The sequence below is a fragment of the Parachitinimonas caeni genome (assembly GCF_030129945.1).
Lineage (GTDB): Bacteria > Pseudomonadota > Gammaproteobacteria > Burkholderiales > Chitinimonadaceae > Parachitinimonas > Parachitinimonas caeni.
Genome location: NZ_JARRAF010000126.1, coordinates 1 through 1124 on the forward strand (window position 1 = coordinate 1; position 1124 = coordinate 1124).

Below are 1124 nucleotides of genomic sequence, written 5' to 3' on the forward strand. Positions count from 1 at the left end.
GAAAGAGAAGCAGATGCGACGCTTCAAATCCCCGGCTCAGGCCCAACGCTTCCTGTCCGCTCACGGTCCCATCAACAACCTGTTTCGTTGTCGTCGCCATTTGCTCAGTCGGGTCGATTACCGCGCTACGCGTGAAAAGGCTTTTTTCACGTGGCAGATCATTACCAATGCCCTTGCTGCGGCCTGAACTTGGGGGAGCCGTGCGATGGGTGTGATTTTTACGCACCGGCATATGGCAATGGCAATTCCGCTGATTAACTTGTCAATACCTTAAGCACCCACCCCGAAATGGGCAGGTGGAAATCGGCTACAACGTCGCCCCCGCCTGGCAAGGTCGCGGTGTGGCCAGCGCTGCCGTCCGGCAGCTGTTGGCCTTGGCGGCCGAACAGCCTGGGGTCGAGACCGTGGTTGCCGAAACGGCGGTTGATCACCTGGCCTCCCGGCGAGTATTGGAAAAGAATGGATTCCACCCCGTGGGTCGCCGTTATACCGAAGCGGATGGCTGGATTGAGGACTGGCGCCATACCCTCTCTCCCCCCCTCGCACCGACACCGTGGCAGCAAGGCCCGATCCCGGCCGAGGGATCCTCTCCCGCTACCGGTCCCATGACGAACACCGGAGAGCGAGTCATCCACTCACCCGCTTATCACCCCCCCACTCACCGCGCCGAGTTGGAACAGCGCTATGCGGCAGGCGAACGGTACTTTCCCGATACGGATCTAAGTGACGCCGACTTATCGGGCATCGTGCTGGATGGCGCAGACTTCGCCCCTCATTCGTGGTTTCACTCGGCCTGGTTTGTCGGCGCAAGCTTACGTGGCACCAGCTTCCGGGAATGCAATGTAAAGTGCGCGGATTTTTCCAGGGCGGATCTGACGGGGGCCTGTTTCGAGCTCGCCGCCATTGAGGCCATCAGTACCAGCGGAGCCATACAGTCAGGCATCAAGACCCGAGGCGCAACGTTCTATGGTTGCGAACTGCCCGAAGGGGCCGCACTGCCTTCCTGGGAAGCGTAAGGAAGGAAAAGGGGTGGCCTTGACGACACAACAGAACCCCTGCGGCGCCCAGCCACACGGCTCTGATCGATATCGTACCCCCCACCCTGTCCTCGTCAGACAGGCGGT

General features: G+C 60.6%; 1 protein-coding gene and 2 pseudogenes. All 3 read left to right on the top strand.

Going from position 1 to position 1124, the window contains the following annotated elements; all coding sequences use genetic code 11:
- Positions 1-187 (top strand): annotated as a pseudogene (locus PZA18_RS25530) (IS6 family transposase); the annotation flags it as partial.
- 91 nt (positions 188-278) lie between these two features.
- A pseudogene (locus PZA18_RS23905) lies at positions 279-467 on the top strand (GNAT family N-acetyltransferase); the annotation flags it as partial.
- A gap of 138 nt (positions 468-605) precedes the next feature.
- The gene (locus PZA18_RS23910; RefSeq protein WP_284103401.1) at positions 606-1016 is read left to right on the top strand and encodes a pentapeptide repeat-containing protein; all 411 of its coding nucleotides are present in this window, start codon (positions 606-608) and stop codon (positions 1014-1016) included.
- Positions 1017-1124: the final 108 nt, after the last annotated feature.

Bases quoted from the DNA above. Each gene is read 5' to 3' on its own strand.
- PZA18_RS23910 (WP_284103401.1), top strand. From the start codon at position 606: ATGACGAACACCGGAGAGCGAGTCATCCACTCACCCGCTTATCACCCC.